This window comes from Vibrio sp. KUL78 (assembly GCF_059725505.1).
This window is the reverse complement of sequence record NZ_AP045837.1, coordinates 2,887,273-2,903,360: the sequence shown is the minus strand read 5'-3', so window position 1 is coordinate 2,903,360 and position 16,088 is coordinate 2,887,273. Positions and strand designations below refer to the sequence as shown.

12 protein-coding genes, 2 tRNA genes and 1 pseudogene are annotated in these 16,088 nt (G+C 47.0%); all 15 read left to right on the top strand.

Annotated features, from left to right (window positions below):
• The first annotated feature begins 30 nt into the window (after nucleotides 1-30).
• The 15 genes and pseudogenes from ftsH to AC6I8Y_RS13460 all read left to right on the top strand — a co-directional run bounded on the left by ftsH (nucleotide 31) and on the right by AC6I8Y_RS13460 (nucleotide 16,042).
• Complete coding sequence (gene ftsH / locus AC6I8Y_RS13530; RefSeq protein WP_394150802.1) at nucleotides 31-2,004, top strand: ATP-dependent zinc metalloprotease FtsH; 1,974 nt, start codon at nucleotides 31-33, stop codon at nucleotides 2,002-2,004.
• Between the two features lie 55 nt (nucleotides 2,005-2,059).
• Nucleotides 2,060-2,890: a dihydropteroate synthase gene (gene folP, locus AC6I8Y_RS13525; protein WP_498020344.1), complete on the top strand. Its 831-nt coding sequence runs from the start codon at nucleotides 2,060-2,062 to the stop codon at nucleotides 2,888-2,890.
• 19 nt (nucleotides 2,891-2,909) lie between these two features.
• Nucleotides 2,910-4,247 (top strand): phosphoglucosamine mutase, encoded by a 1,338-nt coding sequence (gene glmM / locus AC6I8Y_RS13520; RefSeq protein WP_498020343.1) that lies wholly within the window; start codon nucleotides 2,910-2,912, stop codon nucleotides 4,245-4,247.
• Between the two features lie 279 nt (nucleotides 4,248-4,526).
• A complete protein-coding gene (secG, locus tag AC6I8Y_RS13515; protein WP_042473582.1) occupies nucleotides 4,527-4,862 on the top strand; it encodes a preprotein translocase subunit SecG in 336 nt (111 codons plus the stop codon).
• A gap of 34 nt (nucleotides 4,863-4,896) precedes the next feature.
• A tRNA-Leu gene (locus AC6I8Y_RS13510) sits at nucleotides 4,897-4,980 on the top strand.
• Nucleotides 4,981-5,035: 55 nt separating this feature from the next.
• Nucleotides 5,036-5,112 (top strand) — tRNA-Met (locus tag AC6I8Y_RS13505).
• A 237-nt stretch (nucleotides 5,113-5,349) separates the two neighbouring features.
• Entirely contained in the window at nucleotides 5,350-5,805 is a 456-nt protein-coding gene (gene rimP / locus AC6I8Y_RS13500; RefSeq protein ID WP_042473583.1) for a ribosome maturation factor RimP, read from the top strand.
• 33 nt (nucleotides 5,806-5,838) lie between these two features.
• Nucleotides 5,839-7,326 carry a transcription termination factor NusA gene (gene nusA, locus AC6I8Y_RS13495; protein WP_234495243.1) on the top strand — a complete coding sequence of 496 codons (1,488 nt, stop codon included), beginning with the start codon at nucleotides 5,839-5,841 and terminating at the stop codon, nucleotides 7,324-7,326.
• 22 nt (nucleotides 7,327-7,348) lie between these two features.
• Nucleotides 7,349-10,054: a translation initiation factor IF-2 gene (gene infB / locus AC6I8Y_RS13490; protein WP_252012371.1), complete on the top strand. Its 2,706-nt coding sequence runs from the start codon at nucleotides 7,349-7,351 to the stop codon at nucleotides 10,052-10,054.
• Nucleotides 10,055-10,162: 108 nt separating this feature from the next.
• Nucleotides 10,163-10,580 (top strand): annotated as a pseudogene (gene rbfA / locus AC6I8Y_RS13485) (30S ribosome-binding factor RbfA).
• Nucleotides 10,580-11,533, top strand: coding sequence for a tRNA pseudouridine(55) synthase TruB (truB, locus tag AC6I8Y_RS13480; RefSeq protein ID WP_498020342.1), 954 nt, complete (start codon nucleotides 10,580-10,582; stop codon nucleotides 11,531-11,533). The pseudogene rbfA and the gene truB overlap by 1 nt, the downstream one beginning before the upstream one ends.
• Before the next feature lie 118 nt (nucleotides 11,534-11,651).
• Complete coding sequence (gene rpsO, locus AC6I8Y_RS13475; protein WP_005380094.1) at nucleotides 11,652-11,921, top strand: 30S ribosomal protein S15; 270 nt, start codon at nucleotides 11,652-11,654, stop codon at nucleotides 11,919-11,921.
• Nucleotides 11,922-12,264: 343 nt separating this feature from the next.
• Nucleotides 12,265-14,397, top strand: a complete 2,133-nt coding sequence (pnp, locus tag AC6I8Y_RS13470) for a polyribonucleotide nucleotidyltransferase (RefSeq protein WP_394150799.1) — start codon at nucleotides 12,265-12,267, stop codon at nucleotides 14,395-14,397.
• A 174-nt stretch (nucleotides 14,398-14,571) separates the two neighbouring features.
• On the top strand, nucleotides 14,572-15,507 hold the full coding sequence (gene nlpI / locus AC6I8Y_RS13465; protein WP_128648289.1) for a lipoprotein NlpI: 936 nt from the start codon (nucleotides 14,572-14,574) through the stop codon (nucleotides 15,505-15,507).
• A gap of 118 nt (nucleotides 15,508-15,625) precedes the next feature.
• Nucleotides 15,626-16,042 carry a MarR family winged helix-turn-helix transcriptional regulator gene (locus AC6I8Y_RS13460; protein ID WP_394150798.1) on the top strand — a complete coding sequence of 139 codons (417 nt, stop codon included), beginning with the start codon at nucleotides 15,626-15,628 and terminating at the stop codon, nucleotides 16,040-16,042.
• The last annotated feature ends 46 nt before the right edge of the window (nucleotides 16,043-16,088 follow it).

The window sequence follows — 16,088 nt, the reverse complement described above, 5'->3', positions numbered from 1 at the left end:
AGTTATCGAGAGGCTGACACCTTGAGTGACATGGCAAAGAATTTAATTTTGTGGTTAGTCATCGCCGTTGTGTTGATGTCGGTATTCCAAAGCTTTGGGCCGGGAGAAAGTAACGGTCGAGCGGTAGATTACACCACGTTCGTACAGGAAGTTGGCAATGGCCAGATTCAAGAAGCTCAATTCAAAGACAGCGAGATAACCTTTACTCGTCGTGGCGGTGGCAGTCGTTTTGTGACTTACATGCCAGTTTATGATCAAAAACTTCTTGATGACCTAATTAATCAAAACGTGAAAGTTTCGGGTACGCCACCGGAAGAGCAGAGCCTGCTTGGCACTATCTTCATCTCGTGGTTCCCTATGATTCTTCTTATCGGTGTCTGGATTTTCTTCATGCGCCAGATGCAAGGCGGCGGCGGTAAAGGCGCTATGTCGTTCGGTAAGAGTAAAGCTCGCATGATGAGCGAAGAACAGATTAAAACCACGTTCGCTGACGTTGCAGGTTGTGACGAAGCAAAAGAGGACGTTAAAGAGCTCGTAGACTACCTACGTGATCCAAGCCGCTTCCAGAAGCTGGGCGGTAAGATCCCAACGGGTGTTCTAATGGTTGGTCCTCCAGGTACTGGTAAAACGCTTCTTGCTAAAGCAATTGCCGGCGAAGCGAAGGTACCGTTTTTTACGATTTCTGGTTCTGACTTCGTAGAAATGTTCGTGGGTGTTGGTGCATCTCGTGTGCGTGACATGTTCGAACAAGCGAAGAAAGCAGCACCTTGTATCATCTTCATCGATGAAATCGATGCGGTAGGTCGTCAGCGTGGCGCTGGTGTTGGTGGTGGTCACGATGAGCGTGAGCAAACCCTTAACCAAATGCTTGTAGAGATGGATGGTTTCGAAGGTAACGAAGGTATCATCGTTATTGCAGCAACTAACCGTCCTGACGTACTTGACCCAGCACTACTTCGCCCTGGTCGTTTTGACCGTCAAGTTGTGGTTGGTCTACCTGATGTACGTGGTCGTGAACAGATCTTGAAAGTACACATGCGCAAAGTACCTCTAGCGTCAGACGTTGAGCCATCTTTGATCGCACGTGGTACGCCAGGCTTCTCTGGTGCAGACCTTGCTAACCTAGTAAACGAAGCTGCTCTGTTTGCAGCGCGTGGTAACAAACGCAACGTGTCTATGGTTGAGTTCGAACTAGCGAAAGACAAGATCATGATGGGTGCAGAGCGCCGCTCTATGGTGCTTTCTGAAGAAACCAAAGAGTCAACGGCATACCACGAAGCGGGTCACGCCATCGTTGGTCGCTTGGTTCCTGAGCACGATCCTGTGTACAAGGTATCTATCATTCCACGTGGTCGTGCACTGGGTGTGACTATGTACCTACCAGAGCAAGACCGTGTGAGCATGTCTCGTCAGCACCTTGAGTCGATGATCTCAAGCTTGTACGGCGGTCGTCTGGCCGAAGAACTTATCTACGGTAAAGACAAAGTATCAACAGGCGCATCAAACGATATCGAACGTGCGACAGATATCGCTCGTAAGATGGTGACACAGTGGGGCTTCTCGGAAAAACTGGGTCCTCTACTGTACGCGGAAGATGAAGGTGAAGTGTTCCTAGGTCGTAGCGTAACCCAAACGAAACACGTATCGGGTGAAACGGCGAAACTGATTGACGAAGAAGTTCGTCTCTTGATTGACCGAAACTACGATCGTGCTAAGCAGATACTCGAAGACAACATGGATATCATGCACGCCATGAAAGATGCGCTTGTAAAATACGAGACCATCGATGCAGGTCAGATTGATGACCTGATGGAGCGCAAATCGGATATTCGTGAGCCAGCAGGCTGGGCTGACCAAGCTGCAGCGCAGCAAGAAAAGGCAGAGGCTAAGCCTGAGCCTAAAGCTGAAGAGCCTAAAGCAGAAGAGCCAGCTGCGCCAGCCGCTGACTCAGAAACAAAGGCAGAAAACGTGTCTTCTGAGCCAACTAAGAAAGACTCAGAGTAACCACTTGTGATTAAGCCCCGAGCCTAGCTCGGGGCTTTTGTCGTTTAAAGCAGTTATGATTTTACAAGCAAACAACAAAACACTCTCTCTCGATACGCCCCAAGTCATGGGCATCGTCAATGTCACGCCAGACTCATTCTCCGATGGTGGGAAATTCAATTCGGTTGATGCCGCGCTTGAACAAGTTGACGCTATGGTTGCGTCTGGGGTTACCATTGTCGATGTAGGTGGCGAGTCAACGCGACCTGGAGCGCCAGATGTTGAACTACAAGAAGAGCTAAAGCGTGTTATCCTGGTCATTAAAGCCATCCGTGAACGGCATGACGTGTGGATTTCTGTCGATACGAGTAAGGCAGAAGTGATGCGTCAAGCGGTAGAGGCGGGGGCGGATATCATTAATGATGTCCGTGCACTTCAAGAACCGGGTGCTTTAGAAGTGGCGGCTAAGGCAGGAGTGCCGATTTGTCTGATGCACATGCAAGGCCAGCCGCGCACTATGCAAATGAATCCGACCTATGAGGATCTTTTGAAAGACGTGGCGGAATTCTTACAAGAACGTATCTCTGCGTGCGAAGCTGCCGGCATTTCTCGTGATAAACTCATCCTAGATCCAGGGTTTGGATTTGGCAAAACACTCGAACATAATTATCATCTGCTAGCGCATCTAGATAAATTCCATCAATTTGAATTGCCTATTCTTGCTGGTATGTCGCGTAAATCAATGATTTTCAAATTGTTAGATAAAGCCCCCGCGGATTGTTTAGCGGGAAGCCTTGCCTGTGCGACGCTCGCTGCCGCGAAAGGGGCACAGATTATCCGCGTTCATGATGCGGTGGAAACCGTTGAGGCGATGAAAATCGTTCAGATGATGCAATCAAATTTATAAAAACGAATAAGGAAATAGAATGTCACAACGACGTTATTTTGGTACCGACGGTGTTCGTGGAAAAGTGGGTCAATACCCAATTACACCTGACTTTGTACTTAAACTAGGCTGGGCTGCAGGTCGTGTTCTTGCAAAGCAAGGCACAAAAAAAGTGATCATCGGTAAAGACACGCGTATCTCTGGCTATATGTTGGAATCGGCTCTAGAGGCGGGTCTTTCTGCTGCGGGTCTAAAAGCCATCTTTACTGGTCCATTGCCAACACCTGCTGTGGCTTATCTAACCCAGACCTTCCGCGCGGAAGCTGGCATCGTTATTTCAGCTTCGCATAACCCATATTATGACAACGGCATTAAGTTCTTCTCTTCTGAGGGGACAAAGCTTCCTGACTCAATTGAGCTAGCGATTGAAGAAGAGCTGGATAAAGAAATTGAGTGTGTTGAGTCGTCAGAGCTTGGTAAAGCAAGTCGTTTGACCGATGCTGCGGGTCGTTATATCGAGTTTTGTAAGAGCACCTTCCCACATGATTTAAGCCTAGCTGGTCTAAAAATCGTTATCGATTGTGCTCACGGTGCCACTTATAAGATTGCACCTTCAGTATTTAAAGAGCTTGGCGCTGAGCTAATTTCTATTGGTGTTGACCCAGATGGTACCAACATTAACGCTGAAGTGGGTGCCACGGACGTACGAGCTCTACAAGCAAAAGTGGTTGAAGAAAAAGCCGACCTTGGCCTTGCTTTTGATGGTGATGGCGACCGCATCATCATGGTCGATCACCTAGGTAACAAAGTGGATGGCGACCAAATTGCCTACATTATCGCCCGTGACGCACTACGTCGTGGCGAGCTAAAAGGTGGTGTTGTCGGTACTCTAATGACCAACCTAGGTATGGAAAATGGTCTTAAGCAGCTTGGAATCCCATTCGTTCGCGCAGCCGTTGGTGACCGCTATGTCATGGAACAATTGCTTGAGCGTGACTGGCGCATCGGTGCAGAAAACTCAGGTCACGTTATCCTGCTTGATAAAGTCACGACGGGTGATGCTATCGTGGCTGCGCTGCAAGTGCTTGCTTCTGTGATTGGTGCGAAGATGTCGCTCAATGAGCTCGCAAGTGGCATGACGCTCTACCCACAAGTGCTGATTAACGTGCGTTTCAGTGGCGATGCAAACCCGTTAGAAGCAGAAGCTGTAAAACAGGCGGTAGCGAAAGCGGAAGCGGATCTTGGTGATAAAGGTCGTATACTACTTCGTAAATCGGGCACAGAGCCACTGCTGCGTGTTATGGTTGAAGGCGAGGATGACGCGCTAGTGAATCAGTCAGCACAGTACATTGCTGATATCGTAAAAGAAAACTGCTAAATAGAGACTATTTAGCATGAGCAAGAACCAAATTAGTTCTTTTGGTTCTTGCTTATTTTTTATATGATTACTCGCTTATTCTTATCGGTAATTGTTCTTTTGCCCTTTTTTTGAGCGTTCGGTTGCTCGGCGAAAGATTTTTGTCATTTTTCTCTTGTCAGTCAGTGCGGCATTCGCTAGTATTGCCACCGCCTTCGCTTAGGAGGTCATAGCCAGGTTTTCAGTGCGTACAGCAAGGAAAGCGGCGCTGGCTCAACAATTAGGAACATAGGTGGACACATGATTCAAGTTCTACTTGTGATTTACCTGTTGGCTGCGCTTGGTGTTATTGGCCTAGTGTTGATTCAACAAGGTAAAGGCGCAGATATGGGAGCCTCATTCGGTGCTGGCGCTTCAAACACAGTGTTTGGTGCTAGTGGCTCAGGAAATTTCCTAACCCGAATGACTGCAATTTTTGCAATCGTATTTTTTGTTATCAGCTTAGTACTTGGCAACATGTACACTCACAAAGGTGAGTCTCAATGGGTCGACCCTACTCAAGGTCAAGTGATTGAGCAAGCAGCTGATGCAGCGAGTGATGTTCCAGCTGAAAACAGCGACGAGATCCCTCAATAAGTTGATTGATTCTAACGAATCGAAAAGCTTAGATGCCGAGATGGTGAAATTGGTAGACACGCTAGCATGAGGTGCTAGTGCCTTTGGTGTGAGGGTTCGAGTCCCTCTCTCGGCACCATTATTTATAAACTTGTAATACAGGTTGTTGAGCGTATAATGCTCAGCACGTCGGACGCGGGGTGGAGCAGCTTGGTAGCTCGTCGGGCTCATAACCCGAAGGTCGTCGGTTCAAATCCGGCCCCCGCAACCAATACTTTCTAAGTGTTGATGGATTGCAAGTTTAGCAGTGTGAAAAAAATCACTGCACATCGAGGAAACACCAACTATCTTTTTAGGGTGTTATTTTTTCTCGATGATCAGGGTCCAGCAACAAAAAACCCCGACTATCGGGGTTTTTTGTTATTTGCGCTTTTTAAAAGGCTGCAAATACAAGTGCTTGGAATTTAAATTGGGCTATATGCCCTTTTTTTGTTTCTGGAGTGGTTAAATGACTGGTTTAGAAAGACAACTTACAGAATTGCTCGAAGCGCCTGTTGAGGCAATCGGCTACGAGCTTGTTGGTTTAGAGTTCATCCGTGCAGGTGAGCATTCTACCCTTCGAATCTATATCGACCATGAAGATGGTATTACTGTTGATGCTTGCGCAGAAGTAAGTCATCAAGTAAGTGCAGTAATGGATGTCGAAGACCCAATTACGGTGGCTTATAACCTAGAGGTGTCTTCACCAGGCCTAGAAAGACCACTTTTCAAAGCAGCACATTACCAACAATTTATTGGTCACGAGGTCAGCATCGTTCTAAAAATGGCTGTCGGAAACCGTCGTAAATGGAAAGGTGTTATCCAATCTATTGAAGGCGAGACAGTGACCATCCTTGCTGATGGTAACGAAGAAGAAATGGCGCTAAGCAACATTTCAAAAGCTAACCTTATCCCTAAATTTTAGGTCCCTAATAATAAAAGCTTAGAGGCTAGATAAATGAGTAAAGAAATTTTAGCGGTAGTAGAAGCAGTTTCTAACGAGAAAGCTGTTCCTCGTGAGCGTATCTTTGAAGCGCTAGAGATTGCACTGGCGACCTCTACAAAGAAAAAACACGAAATGGAAATTGAAGTTCGTGTTGCTATTGACCGCAAAACTGGCGAATTTGAAACTTTCCGTCGCTGGATGGCAGTAGAAGAAGTTGAATTCCCAACGAAAGAAATTTCTATCGAAGCTGCGCAGTATGACGATGAATCTGTTGAACTAGGCGACTTCGTAGAAGAAGAAATCGAGTCAGTAACGTTTGACCGCATCACGACGCAAACAGCGAAGCAAGTTATCGTACAGAAAGTACGTGAAGCTGAGCGCGCGCAAATCGTTGAGCAGTTTATCGACAACGAAGGCGATCTAGTGACAGGTGTGGTTAAGAAAGTTAACCGTGACACTATCATTCTAGACCTTGGTAACAACGCAGAAGCCGTGATCCTACGCGATGACCAGCTTCCACGTGAAAACTTCCGTCCAGGTGACCGCGTACGTGGTCTTCTATACAAAGTGGCTCCTGAAGCTCGCGGTTTCCAGTTATTCATTACTCGTTCTAAGCCAGAAATGCTTGCTGAGCTGTTCCGTGTGGAAGTACCAGAGATTGCTGAAGAGCTGATCGAGCTGAAAGGTGCGGCGCGCGATCCAGGTTCTCGTGCGAAGATCGCTGTGAAAACAAACGACAAGCGTATCGACCCTGTGGGTGCGTGTGTTGGTATGCGTGGTGCACGTGTACAAGCGGTTTCTGGTGAGCTTGGCGGTGAGCGTATCGATATCGTTCTTTGGGACGATAACCCAGCTCAGTTTGTTATCAACGCAATGGCGCCAGCAGACGTTGCTTCTATCATCGTTGATGAAGATGCGCACGCAATGGACATCGCAGTTGAAGCAGATAACCTAGCGCAAGCTATCGGTCGTAGCGGTCAAAACGTACGTCTAGCATCTCAACTTACAGGTTGGGAACTGAACGTAATGACAGTTGCAGACCTTCAGAAGAAACACCAAGAAGAAGCATCAGCTTCTATCGAAAACTTTATGAAGCACCTAGACATCGAGCAAGATTTCGCGGAAATGCTTGTTGAGGAAGGCTTCTCAACTCTAGAAGAAGTGGCATACGTGCCAGTTAACGAGCTTCTAGAAATCGACGGCTTAAACGAAGAGCTTGTAGAAGAGCTTCGTAGCCGTGCAAAAGATGCCCTAACGACACTAGCTCTTGCTCAGGAAGAGTCATTCGAAGGTGTTGAGCCAGCTGAAGACCTACTAGGACTAGAAGGTCTAGAGCGTGAAATGGCATTTAAACTGGCTGCAAAAGGTGTAGCTACTCTTGAAGACCTTGCAGATCAAGGTGTCGATGAGCTAGAGGGCATTGAAGGGCTAACAGAAGAGCGCGCAGGTGAGCTAATCATGGCTGCACGTAACATCTGTTGGTTCGGCGACGAAGAATAATAATCAGCAAGGAGGTAGTTGCATGACAAAACTTACGGTTAAAGCACTTAGCGAAGAGATTGGTACGCCAGTTGAACGCCTAATTGAACAACTTGCTGATGCTGGTCTGAAGAAATCAGAAAGCGATCAGGTGAACGATGAAGAGAAGCAAACGCTTCTCACTCACCTTAAGAAAGAACATGGTGATACATCTGGTGAGTCAGAGCCTACTCGTCTTACGCTGCAGCGTAAAACTCGTAGCACTCTGTCTGTTTCTGCCGGTGGCGGTAAGAGCAAAGATGTACAAGTAGAAGTGCGCAAGAAGCGCACTTATGTCAAGCGCAGTGCGATCGACGAGCAAGCAAAACGTGAAGCTGAGGAAGCAGCAAATCGTGAGGCGGAAGAGCGTGCCCAACGTGAAGCCGAAGAGCTAGCCAAACGTGAAGCTGCAGAGAAAGCACAGCGTGAAGCAGAAGAGAAAGCTCAGCGCGAAGCCGAAGAAAAACGTCTAGCAGAGGAAAAAGCTAAACGTGAGGCTGAGCAACCTGAAGCAGATTCTGCTAAGCGCGAAGAAGCGGAAAAGGCTAAGAAAGAAATGAACGCAAAGAATGCTGAAGCGAAGAAAGAAGCTGACGAACTGAAACGTCGTCAAGAAGAAGAGGCGCAACGTAAGGCGGAAGCTGAAGCGGCTCGTCTAGCTGAAGAAGCTCGCAAACTAGCGGAAGAGAATGCCGCTCGCTGGTCTGAAGAAGAGAAAAAATCTAAAGACAACGAAAAAGCAGATTACCACACGACAACTTCTACGTACGCTCGTGAAGCAGAAGATGCTCAAGACCGTAAAGAAGAGAAAGCCCCTCGTCGTCGTAAGAAGAAAGCTAGCCCGCAAGAAGACAACCGCGGCGGTCGTGGCGGTCGTAACCAGCGTGGTAAGAAAGGTAAACTGGCTAAGCCTACGTCTATGCAGCACGGCTTCGATAAGACAGCTCAGGTTGCTAAGCAAGACGTTGTAATCGGCGAAACCGTTGTTGTTTCTGAGCTAGCAAGCAAGATGTCTGTTAAAGCAACAGAAGTTATCAAGGTGATGATGAAGATGGGCGCAATGGCGACTATCAACCAAGTTATCGACCAAGAAACTGCACAGCTTGTTGCTGAAGAAATGGGCCACAAAGTGGTTCTACGTAAAGAGAACGAACTGGAAGAAGCAGTACTGTCTGACCGTGATGAAACATCAGAAGCAGTTTCTCGTGCTCCTGTTGTAACTATCATGGGTCACGTTGACCACGGTAAGACATCGACACTTGACTACATCCGTCGTACTCACGTTGCATCAGGCGAAGCGGGTGGTATTACTCAGCACATCGGTGCATACCACGTAGAAACTGACAACGGTATGATCACTTTCCTTGATACTCCTGGACACGCGGCGTTTACCGCAATGCGTGCTCGTGGTGCTCAAGCGACAGATATCGTTGTTCTAGTAGTAGCTGCAGACGATGGTGTAATGCCACAAACAATCGAAGCGATCCAGCACGCGAAAGCGGCGGGCGTTCCTCTGATTGTTGCAGTGAACAAGATCGATAAAGAAGACGCGAACCCAGACAACGTTAAGAACGAACTGGCGCAATACGACGTTATCCCTGAAGAGTGGGGCGGTGAGAACATGTTCGTTCACATCTCTGCGAAACAAGGTACTAACATCGATGGTCTTCTAGAAGCTATCCTACTTCAATCAGAAGTACTTGAGCTAACAGCGGTTGCTGACGGCATGGCATCTGGTGTGGTTGTAGAATCATTCCTAGATAAAGGCCGTGGTCCAGTTGCTACTGTATTGGTTCAATCTGGTACGCTACGTAAAGGCGACATCGTACTTTGTGGTCAAGAATACGGCCGTGTACGTGCGATGCGTGACGAACTAGGTAAAGAAGTGACTGAAGCTGGTCCATCTATCCCAGTTGAGATCTTAGGTCTATCTGGTGTTCCATCATCAGGTGACGAAGCAACAGTTGTTCGTGATGAGCGTAAAGCTCGTGAAGTAGCAAACTACCGTCAAGGTAAATTCCGTGACGTGAAACTTGCGCGTCAGCAAAAAGCGAAACTAGAAAACATGTTCTCGAACATGACTGCTGGTGACGTTGCTGAGCTTAACGTAGTACTGAAAGCGGACGTACAGGGTTCTGTAGAAGCAATCTCTGATTCTCTACTGAAACTGTCTACTGACGAAGTTAAAGTGAACATTGTTGGTTCTGGTGTTGGTGGTATTACTGAAACTGATGCAGTACTAGCAGCAGCTTCTAACGCTATCATCCTAGGCTTCAACGTACGTGCTGATGCTTCTGCTCGCCGTACTGTAGATACTGAAAACCTAGACCTACGCTACTACTCAATCATCTACCAGTTGATTGACGAAGTGAAACAAGCAATGGGCGGTATGCTTGCTCCTGAATTCAAGCAAGAAATCATCGGCCTTGCAGAAGTACGTGATGTATTTAAGTCTCCAAAACTTGGCGCAATCGCGGGTTGTATGGTGACAGAAGGTACTATCAAGCGTAACAACCCTATCCGCGTACTGCGTGATAACGTTGTAATCTACGAAGGTGAGCTAGAATCTCTACGCCGCTTCAAAGATGACGTTCAAGAAGTTAAGAACGGTTACGAGTGTGGTATCGGCGTTAAGAACTACAACGATGTTCGCGTTGGCGACCAAATCGAAGTATTCGAAATCGTTGAAATCAAACGTACTCTAGACTAATTGACAAAATCGCTACTCAGTTTTTAACTTGAGTATTGATGGTTGTTGAATACGCCATGGGGGGCTGGTTATTACCATCCCCCCATTCTTTCTATAGGAAGTAAAGAAATGTCAAAAGAATTTAGCCGCACACAACGTGTTGCGCAGCAACTACAAAAAAGAGCTTGCTCTTATCCTTCAACGCGAAGTTCGTGACTCTCGCCTAGGTATGGTGACGATTTCAGACGTAGAAGTCTCTCGTGACCTAGCTTACGCAAAAGTATTCGTGACTTTCCTATGTGTGGGTGAGCAAACCCCTGAATCAAGCATTGCAGCACTTCGTGAGCACGAAGTTCATATTCGTATGATGCTAGGTAAACGCATTCGCTTACGTCTAACGCCAGAAGTACGTTTCCACTACGACAACACGCTTGTCGAGGGTATGCGTATGTCTAACCTAGTGAGCGAAGTGGTCAGCGAAGATAAGCGTAAGCAAAACGAAGCTGGTCGTAGCGAAGAAAACGGCGCTGAGGGAGAAGAGCAGTAATGGCTAGACGTCGCAAGGGACGTCCAGTCAACGGCGTTATCCTTCTAGATAAACCTACCGGTATTTCATCGAATGATGCTCTGCAAAAAGTAAAGCGTATCTACTTTGCTGAAAAAGCAGGGCACACAGGTGCTCTTGACCCACTAGCAACTGGCATGCTGCCAATTTGCTTGGGCGAAGCCACCAAGTTTTCGCAATTCCTATTGGATTCAGACAAGCGCTACCGCGTGATCGCTAAACTTGGCGAGCGCACCAATACCTCTGACTCTGATGGCGAAGTGGTTGAAACTCGCAATATCAACGTAACTCCAGAGCTTCTTGATGAATGCATCGATAAGTTCCGTGGTGAGTCTGATCAAGTGCCGTCAATGTTCTCAGCACTGAAATATCAAGGTAAGCCACTTTATGAGTACGCTCGTCAAGGTATCGAAGTGCCGCGTGAGGCGCGCAAGATCACTGTGTATGAAATCGTCCTACATCGCTTTGAAGGTGATGAAGTGGAGATGGAAGTACACTGCTCGAAGGGCACGTACATTCGTACTATCGTCGATGATTTGGGCGAAATGTTGGGCTGTGGCGCGCACGTGACTATGCTGCGTCGTACGGCGGTTGCTAAGTACCCTTATGAGAACATGGTGACCCTAGAGCAGCTTAACGAGTTATTCGAGCAGGCAAAGCGTGAAGAGCGTCAGCCGCGCGAGTTGCTTGACCCACTGCTAATGCCAATGGACAGCGCAGTACAAGATCTTCAAGAAGTGAACGTATCACCTGAGCTTGGTGACTTGCTTCAGCATGGTCAGCCAGTGCAGGTTTCAGGCTTACCAGTCGATGCGCCAGTACGCATGACCATGGGTGAAGAGCGTTTATTCATCGGCGTTGGCGCGATGAATGACGATGCGAAGCTTGCACCTAAGCGACTCGTTGTTTTCCGTGAGGAAGAAAGTGCTCAATAGAGCGACGAATACTCCTTGCTCTAGCTAGAATTATTCCCTATAATTCGCGCTTCGCGTAGCGGCTGAATCAGAGATTGGCTGCTACAAATTTTAAACTTACTCTTATTAGGAGAGAATTATGTCTCTGAATGCAGAAACTAAAGCAGCAATCGTTGCAGAATACGCACAAGGCGAAGGCGACACTGGTTCACCAGAAGTTCAAGTAGCTCTACTTACAGCTTCTATCAACCACCTACAAGGTCACTTCAAAGCACACAAAGGCGATCACCACAGCCGTCGTGGTCTTCTACGTATGGTTTCTCGTCGTCGTAAGCTTCTAGATTACCTAAAAGGTAAAAACCTAGCTCGCTACCAAGACCTAATCAAACGTCTAGGCCTACGTCGCTAATCAGCGTCTGCATAGAAAGTTTGTTAAAAGGGGCTATATGCCCCTTTTTTGTTAGCTAAATTCTTTAGTTAATGGCAAAACTTCCACTAAGTAGTTTATACTACGTCCCGTCTAAACAGAGTTGTCTAAAGCATATCCGTTTAGTCACAATCTGCTCAGTACATTACAGTCCATTTTGTCGACCGCAGGGTCGCGACTATTCCAAGCACATTTGCTCGCTTTTAGCGGCACAGAACTAGCTGCTTAGAGCAAAGAGCTAAGTTTGTTTGAACTAGTCGCGATTTGTAATGCATTGAGCGCACAATCAAATGATCTGGACTCGCTCCAGAAAAAAGGAAATACAATGTTCGAAAAACCAGTTGTTAAGTCGTTCCAATACGGCAACCACACTGTGACGCTAGAAACAGGCGTTATCGCACGTCAAGCTACTGCAGCTGTAATGGTAACAATGGACGATACGTCAGTATTCGTTTCTGTTGTTGGTAAAAAAGAAGCTGTTGAAGGTCAAGACTTCTTCCCACTAACAGTAAACTACCAAGAGCGTACTTACGCGGCAGGTAAAATCCCAGGTGGTTTCTTCAAGCGTGAAGGTCGTCCTTCTGAAGGCGAAACACTGACTGCACGTCTAATCGACCGTCCAATTCGTCCACTATTCCCAGACGCATTCAAAAACGAAGTTCAGGTTATCGCGACAGTAATGTCTGTAAACCCGAACGTTCAACCAGACATGGTAACAATGATCGGTACTTCAGCCGCTCTTGCTATCTCTGGTATTCCGTTCAACGGTCCTATCGGTGCAGCACGTGTTGGTCACATTGATGGTCAACTAGTACTAAACCCAAGCAACACTGAGCTAGAAAACTCTAAACTAGACCTAGTTGTTGCGGGTACTGAAGGCGCTGTTCTTATGGTTGAGTCTGAAGCAGACAACCTAACAGAAGAAGAGATGCTATCAGCAGTGGTTTACGGCCACGACCAACAGCAAGTTGTTATCAAAGCAATCAACGAGTTTGCAGCAGAAGTTGCTACTCCTGCTTGGGATTGGGTTGCTCCAGAAGAGAACACGGCTCTCAACGAGCGTATCGCAGAGCTAGCGGAAGCTAAGCTAGTTGAAGCGTACCAAATCACTGAAAAGATGGCTCGTTACGACCGCATTCACGCGATTGCAGCAGAAGTGAACGATGTTCTTCTTGCTGAAGATCCAGAAGCGAACACGAAAGAAATTCACACTATCTTCCACGATCTAGAGAAGACAGTTGTACGTCGCAGCATTATCGCGGGTAACCCACGTATCGATGGCCGTGAAAAAGACATGGTTCGTGCACTAGACGTGCGCACTGGTGTTCTTCCACGTACTCACGGTTCTTCACTGTTCACTCGTGGTGAAACTCAGGCAATCGTAACTGCGACTCTTGGTACGCAGCGTGATGCTCAAATCATCGATGAGCTAACTGGTGAGCGTAAAGATCACTTCCTACTACACTACAACTTCCCTCCATACTGTGTTGGCGAAACGGGGTTTGTAGGTTCTCCTAAGCGTCGTGAAATCGGTCACGGTAAACTGGCTAAGCGCGGTATCGCAGCAGTAATGCCTTCTGTTGAAGAATTCCCATACACAGTTCGTGTTGTATCGGAAATCACTGAATCTAACGGTTCATCTTCAATGGCTTCTGTATGTGGTACGTCTCTGGCACTTATGGATGCAGGTGTTCCAATCAAGTCTTCTGTTGCGGGTATCGCAATGGGTCTTGTTAAAGAAGGCGACGACTTCGTTGTTCTTTCTGACATCCTTGGTGACGAAGACCACCTAGGTGACATGGACTTTAAAGTAGCGGGTACTAACACTGGTATCACTGCACTTCAAATGGACATCAAGATCGAAGGTATCACTAAAGAGATCATGCAAATTGCTCTTAACCAAGCGCAAGGTGCACGTAAGCACATCCTTTCTGTAATGGATGAAGCTATCTCTGGTGCTCGTGAAGAGATCTCTGAGTTCGCTCCACGTATCCACACAATGAAGATCAGCGCAGACAAGATCAAAGACGTTATCGGTAAAGGTGGCGCGGTTATCCGTCAGCTAACTGAAGAAACTGGTACGACTATCGAGATCGAAGACGACGGTACTATCAAGATCGCGGCGACTGACGGTGACCAAGCGAAAGATGCGATCGCTCGTATCGAAGCTATCACAGCAGAAGTTGAAGTGGGTAAGATCTACACGGGTAAAGTTGCTCGTCTAGCTGACTTCGGTGCATTCGTAACGGTTCTTCCAGGTAAAGATGGTCTAGTACACATCTCTCAAATCGCTCAAGAGCGTGTTGAGAAAGTGACTGACTACCTGAAAGAAGGCCAAGAAGTTCAAGTTAAAGTACTTGAAATCGACCGCCAAGGCCGTGTACGTCTAAGCATGAAAGAAGCGGTAGAACAGCCAGCGGAAGCTGCGAATGAAAAAGCGGCACCTGACGCAGAATAATTCGCATTTCTAGACCATTGCGTCTAAAAGCATGCTATAAAGAGGGGGCAATCGCCCCCTTTTTTAGTGCGCGAAGGATATTACCTGCTATACCATTAAAGCAGCACGGCAAAAAAATTAAATAAAAGCCGTCAGTTACGCTTAGCGATAGCAGGCATTAAGGAGAAGAATATAGTGAAGTGGTTTCGAATCTTAGGATTGAGTTTAGTGGCCGTCGTGACGGGTTGTGCATCCAACTCATCAACGCAAGATCAGCAGTGGTTAAACCCACCAATGGCAGTGCCTTTGCAAGCCAATGTTCAATATGAAGTACAGGTTGCAAGACTGACTCAGCTACTTCAACGCAGCGATCTTGATAATGACGTGCGTGCTAAAATGCACTTTGAGCGTGGTTCTTATTTCAATAGTCTAGGTATGCGTGATTTGGCGCAGCTTGATTTTAACCAATCGCTTCAGCTTAATCCTGCTCAGCCAGTGGTGTTCAACCAAGTTGGCCAATACTTCACGCAGATTGGTGATTTTGATTCAGCCTATGAAGCATTTGATTCAAGTTTAGAGCTGGATCCTGCCAACTCTTACGCGCTTCGCAACCGCTCGATCGCACTTTACTATGGGGACCGTATCCCTCTCGCTATCGAAGGCATGACGCGTTATTACCAAGAAGAGCCATCAGACCCATACCGCGCGTTATGGCTTTACATCATCTCTCGTGAAGCGAGTCCATCAGAAGCTGCGATTAACCTCAATAAGCAATATCTATCTCGCAATAAAGATTGGGGCTGGATCTTGGTCGCGCTGATGTTAGATCAAGTATCAGAAGAGCAGGCCTTCCAAGCGATTCTGGCAAGCAGCCGAGACAACAATGTATTGGCAGAGCGTTTGACAGAAGTGTACTTCTACCTTGCGAAGCGTCATCAGATCGACGGTGATTTCCCAACAGCCGTATCGTTATATAAGTTGGCAATCGCCCAAAACGTCTATGATTTTGCAGAGCATAAGTACGCATTCCTAGAGCTGACAAAAATCTTTGAAATCGTTAGAGCTCAACAAGCAGAAGAAGCGAAGAAACAGCAAGAAGAGCAAGCGAACGCAGAGCCTAGCGACGCCTAATTCTCTGAGACACGTCGAATTCGAAAACACCAGCCATTGGCTGGTGTTTTTTTATGCGTTGAAGTTTATTTCTAATCGCCCTAAAATAGTTAGCCATGCTAATTAATAAGTAATGTGAATGTCTATAGAAGTCAATTTAGAGAAAATGGAGCGACTGACTGCTAAGGTCTGGCGCAGTTACTGTAAGGAAGATCCACTCTCGCATCTTAGTTTTAATGAGTATGACTATTTGAAGACGGTACAGGGTTCGTTAGAACCAATACGCCTTACCGACCTCGCCAAGGAGTTAGAGGTGTCTAAACCTTCAGCAACCAACATGGTTAAGCGGTTGGAAAAGAAAGGGTTGGTGGAGCGTCTACCATGCCCAGATGATGCTCGCGCGAAAAGGGTGATACTTACTGAGAAGGCTCGCATTCCTTTGGCATCAGAAACGGAGATTTACGGCGCCGTTGCTGAAAAACTAAAAGTAAACCTCTCACAGAGTGAGTTTGCATCGCTCAACCAGCTACTGACAAAGGCTCTGAGGCCAGAATAGGGTTCTGGATGAGCCATCTGATAACAATAAAATCGTAGTAAAGTCG

Excerpts from the sequence above, each read along its gene's own strand:
- nusA (WP_234495243.1), top strand. The coding sequence starts at position 5,839 with ATGAGTAAAGAAATTTTAGCGGTAGTAGAAGCAGTTTCTAACGAGAAA.
- glmM (WP_498020343.1), top strand. The coding sequence starts at position 2,910 with ATGTCACAACGACGTTATTTTGGTACCGACGGTGTTCGTGGAAAAGTG.
- AC6I8Y_RS13460 (WP_394150798.1), top strand. The coding sequence starts at position 15,626 with ATGTCTATAGAAGTCAATTTAGAGAAAATGGAGCGACTGACTGCTAAG.
- rimP (WP_042473583.1), top strand. The coding sequence starts at position 5,350 with ATGACTGGTTTAGAAAGACAACTTACAGAATTGCTCGAAGCGCCTGTT.
- secG (WP_042473582.1), top strand. The coding sequence starts at position 4,527 with ATGATTCAAGTTCTACTTGTGATTTACCTGTTGGCTGCGCTTGGTGTT.
- ftsH (WP_394150802.1), top strand. The coding sequence starts at position 31 with ATGGCAAAGAATTTAATTTTGTGGTTAGTCATCGCCGTTGTGTTGATG.
- truB (WP_498020342.1), top strand. The coding sequence starts at position 10,580 with ATGGCTAGACGTCGCAAGGGACGTCCAGTCAACGGCGTTATCCTTCTA.
- folP (WP_498020344.1), top strand. The coding sequence starts at position 2,060 with ATGATTTTACAAGCAAACAACAAAACACTCTCTCTCGATACGCCCCAA.
- pnp (WP_394150799.1), top strand. The coding sequence starts at position 12,265 with ATGTTCGAAAAACCAGTTGTTAAGTCGTTCCAATACGGCAACCACACT.
- rpsO (WP_005380094.1), top strand. The coding sequence starts at position 11,652 with ATGTCTCTGAATGCAGAAACTAAAGCAGCAATCGTTGCAGAATACGCA.
- infB (WP_252012371.1), top strand. The coding sequence starts at position 7,349 with ATGACAAAACTTACGGTTAAAGCACTTAGCGAAGAGATTGGTACGCCA.